Consider the following 4,362-nt stretch of genomic DNA (forward strand, 5'->3'; position numbering starts at 1 on the left):
GCTCGTGTCCGAGACCGAGGGGGCCACGCCATCGCAGGAAGCCTGGTTCGCGCTGCGCGTGGCCAGGGCGCTGAGGGAAGACATTCCCGAGACGGTGGCGACTGTCCTCAACGACATCGAGCTGCCGACGCTGCTGACGCTCGCCGACATGGAGGTCGCGGGGGTCTCCGTGTCGCACGAGGTGCTCTCGACCTTCTCTGCAGAGCTGGCGACGCGAGCCGAGGGGCTTGCCCAAGACGCGTTCGGCATCGTCGGGCGTGAGTTCAACCTCGGTTCCCCGAAGCAGCTCCAGGAAGTGCTGTTCGATGATCTGCAGCTCCCGAAGACCCGGAAGACCAAGACCGGCTATTCGACGGATGCCGCCGTCCTGGCCGATCTGCAGGAATCACACCCGCACCCCTTCCTCGGTCTTCTGCTTCAGCACCGTGAGGCGACGAAGCTGCGACAGATCATCGAGTCCCTCGACACCGCCATCGGCCCCGATCACCGGGTGCACACGACGTACGTGCAGACCGGGAGCCAGACCGGACGGCTGTCGAGCACAGATCCGAACCTGCAGAACATCCCGGTGCGCACCGAGGAGTCCCGCCGGATCCGCAGCGCGTTCCAGGTGGGCGAGGGGTACGAATCGCTTCTCACCGCCGACTACTCGCAGATCGAGATGCGGATCATGGCCCACCTCTCGGGCGATGAGGGCCTCATCGAGGCGTTCAACAGTGGCGAAGACCTCCACCGATTCGTCGGAGCTCGGGTCTTCGGCGTCGAGCCGAGCGACGTCACGGCTCCGATGCGCACCAAGGTGAAGGCGATGTCATACGGGCTGGTCTACGGTCTCTCCGCATTCGGGCTGTCCAAGCAGCTGCGCATCGAGCAGTCCGAGGCGAAGCAGCTGATGGTCGAGTACTTCGCACGTTTCGGCGCCGTGCGCGACTACCTTCGGGCCTCGGTGATGAAGGCGAAGGAGGTCGGCTACACCGAGACGATCTTCGGTCGTCGTCGTCCTTTCCCCGACCTGGCGAGCCCGAATCGCGTCCTGCGCGAGAACGCTGAGCGTGCGGCGCTGAACGCGCCGATCCAGGGGAGCGCAGCCGACATCATGAAGATCGCGCTGCTGCACATCCACGACGACCTGCGCTCCGAAGGACTCGCCTCGCGTGTGCTTCTGCAGATCCACGACGAACTCGTGGTCGAGGTGGCATCGGGGGAGTGGGAGGCGACCGAGCGGATCGTGCGCACCCGCATGGGAGATGCCGCCGATCTGACCGTCCCGCTCGACGTGCAGGTGGGCCGAGGACACGACTGGAACGAGGCAGCCCACTGAGCGTCCGCCCGCTCCGACAGACCGATATGTCGCGCTGATGGTGCAGGGCTACGCTGAAGGGATGACCTCTTCGCCTCGTACCCCGTCTGCCATCGACAAAGTCGCCGATGAGTGGGTCGACACCATCGCGGTGCTCGCTCCGACGCTCGGCACCTACATCGGCCGTGACGAGGTCAACGACCGCTTCGGCGACCTCAGTCCCGCGGGGCACGAGGAGATCGTCACGGCGACGCGAGCGTCGCTCGCGAAGCTCGGCGCGCTGGAGCCCGTCGACGCGATCGATGAGGTCACCAAGACCGACCTGTCGGCCGAGCTGAGTCTCGACCTCGAGCTGCACGACGCGAACTGGCATCTGCGCGATCTCAACGTGATCGCCTCTGCCGCCCAGGATGTACGGTCCGCCTTCGACCTCATGCCGACGGCGACCGCCGACGACTGGTCCGTGGTGGCAGCACGTCTCGCGGCGGTACCCGATGCTCTCAAGGGCTACACCGAGACCCTGCGTGCCGGTATCGCGGCCGGCGTCACCCCCGCGCGTCGCCAGGTGATCGAGGTCGCGACGCAGATCGATCGCTACACCGCCGACGACGGCTTCTTCGCGGCCTTCGTCGCCGACGCCGCGCCCGAGGAGGGCAACCTGCCGGCATCCCTCGCTCGCACTCTGGCCGACAACTCCGCGGCGGCGCGCGTCGCCTACGACGAGCTGCGCGGCTTCCTGGCCGAAGAGCTGGCCCCGGTCGCGACCGAGACCGACGCCGTGGGCCGCCAGCTCTACGCGTTGAACTCGCGTCGTTTCCTCGGCGCCACGATCGACCTCGATGAGACCTACGAATGGGGTCGCGAGGAACTCGCACGCATGGTCGCCGAGCAGACGGCCATCGCGAACGAGATCCTCCCCGGTGCCTCTGTCGAAGAGGCAGTGGCGCACCTCGAGGCCGACCCGACGCGCAAACTCGTCGGCACCGATGCGCTGCAGCGCTGGATGCAGGAGACGAGTGACCGCGCGGTCGCCGAGCTCGGCGCAACGCACTTCGACATCCCCGAGGCGATTCGCACGCTCGAATGCATGATCGCGCCCACTCAGGAGGGCGGGATCTACTACACCGGTCCGACCGACGACTTCTCGCGCCCCGGCCGCATGTGGTGGTCTGTTCCCGAGGGCGTCACCGAGTTCGACACGTGGCGTGAGCTCACGACCGTCTATCACGAGGGCGTTCCCGGCCATCATCTGCAGATCGCTCAGGCCGTCTACAACCGCGCCGAGCTGAACTCCTGGCGTCGACTGCTCGCGGGAACCTCAGGGCACGCCGAGGGCTGGGCTCTCTATGCCGAGCGCCTCATGCAGCAACTCGGATATCTCGACGACCCGGCTGACCGTCTCGGCATGCTCGATGGGCAGCGGATGCGTGCCGCTCGCGTCGTGCTCGACATCGGCGTGCACCTGGGCAAGCCGCGTCTCGAGGGCGACGGAGTGTGGGATGCCGAGTACGCCCTCGACTTCATGCGCAAGAACGTGAACATGTCCGACCAGTTCGTGCAGTTCGAGGTGAACCGCTACCTCGGGTGGCCGGGCCAGGCGCCGTCGTACAAGGTCGGTCAGCGCATCTGGGAGCAGGTACGCGATGCGTACCAGGCCGAGCGCGGTCCGGACTTCGACGTCAAGGAGTTCCACAAGCGGGCTCTCGACATGGGCGGGGTCGGTCTCGACACCCTGCGGACAGCACTTCTGACCCGCTGAGGGAATGCGTGAGCCTCCGCCGGTGTTCATTCAGCTGAATAGAAAGGGCTGACATGAGCATCGAGTTCGGGCTGGACACCTTCGGCGATATCACGAGAGGCGACGACGGCGAGCTGCTGACCGGCGCGCAGACGATCCGCAACATCGTCGAGCAGGCGGAGAAGGCAGACAGCGTCGGCGTCGACTTCTTCGGCGTGGGTGAGCACCACCGCACCGAGTTCGCCGTGTCGTCGCCCGAGATGGTGCTCGCCACGATCGCCGGCCGCACGAAGGACATCCGTCTCGGCACCGCAGTGACGGTGCTGTCGTCAGATGATCCCGTGCGCGTCTTCGAGCGCTTCGCGACGCTCGATGCCCTTTCGAACGGCCGTGCCGAGGTGGTGCTCGGTCGTGGCTCGTTCATCGAATCGTTCCCGCTGTTCGGATACGACCTGCGCGACTACGACGCCCTCTTCGAGCAGAAGCTCGAGCTGTTCGTCGAGCTCCTGAAGGAAGAGCCGGTGACATGGTCGGGCACGATGCGCGCGTCGCTCGAGAATGCCAATGTGTTCCCGAAGACCGAGAACGGCCTGCGCACATGGGTGGGCGTGGGTGGCAGCCCCGAGTCGGTCGTCCGGGTCGCCCGCCACGGGCTCGGACTCATGCTCGCGATCATCGGCGGCCCCGCGGGCCGATTCCGCCAGTTCGTCGATCTCTATCACCGTTCGGTCGCGTCGTTCGGCACGACCTCGCATCCGATCGCCGTCCACTCTCCGGGGCACATCGCCGACACCGACGAGGACGCATGGGAGGCCGCGTACTCGGGGTTCGAGGCCATGAACAACACCATCGGTCGTGAGCGTGGGTGGCCTGCCTACAGTCGTGCGCGCTTCCAGAACGATGTGGGCCCCGCTGGTGCGCTGTACGTCGGATCGCCCGACCGGGTGGCGACCAAGATCGCCGACACGGTGACGACGCTCGGCCTCGGCCGGTTCGATCTGAAGTATGCCACCGGCACCCTGTCTCATGCTTCGATGATGCGCAGCATCGAGCTCTACGGGAGCGAGGTCATTCCTCGGGTGCGCAGGATCCTCGCGGATCGCGACTGATCCCGAGCTCGGCAGCGCGGTGCGCGCCTCTACGATGAAAGCATGGCCAACACCGCGCTGCCGAGCCGGGCGTCGATCGCCGGGCGTCTCGACGAGCTCCCGTTCACTCGTCGCCATCTGCGTCTGCTCACCGGCTCGGGAGTCGGCTGGGCGTTGGACGCGATGGATGTCGGGCTCATCTCCTTCATCCTCGCCGCTCTCACAGTGCAGTGGGA

Annotated in this window: 3 protein-coding genes and 1 pseudogene; all 4 read left to right on the forward strand. The window is 66.5% G+C overall.

Going from position 1 to position 4,362, the window contains the following annotated elements; translation table 11 throughout:
• A partial coding sequence (locus J7E68_RS03085; protein WP_251048579.1) for a DNA polymerase occupies positions 1–1,321 on the forward strand: 1,321 nt, incomplete at its 5' end.
• Between the two features lie 61 nt (positions 1,322–1,382).
• Positions 1,383–3,059 carry a DUF885 domain-containing protein gene (locus J7E68_RS03090; RefSeq protein WP_215169747.1) on the forward strand — a complete coding sequence of 559 codons (1,677 nt, stop codon included), beginning with the start codon at positions 1,383–1,385 and terminating at the stop codon, positions 3,057–3,059.
• A gap of 53 nt (positions 3,060–3,112) precedes the next feature.
• Positions 3,113–4,147 (forward strand): LLM class flavin-dependent oxidoreductase, encoded by a 1,035-nt coding sequence (locus tag J7E68_RS03095; protein ID WP_215169749.1) that lies wholly within the window; start codon positions 3,113–3,115, stop codon positions 4,145–4,147.
• A gap of 42 nt (positions 4,148–4,189) precedes the next feature.
• Positions 4,190–4,362: pseudogene (locus J7E68_RS19540) on the forward strand (MFS transporter); the annotation flags it as partial.

It is taken from the genome of Microbacterium sp. ISL-103, from assembly GCF_018613995.1.
GTDB lineage: Bacteria > Actinomycetota > Actinomycetes > Actinomycetales > Microbacteriaceae > Microbacterium.

What these genes read in the sequence shown, in the direction of transcription:
- J7E68_RS03090 (WP_215169747.1), top strand. Translation starts at nt 1,383, where the DNA reads ATGACCTCTTCGCCTCGTACCCCGTCTGCCATCGACAAAGTCGCCGAT.
- J7E68_RS03095 (WP_215169749.1), top strand. Translation starts at nt 3,113, where the DNA reads ATGAGCATCGAGTTCGGGCTGGACACCTTCGGCGATATCACGAGAGGC.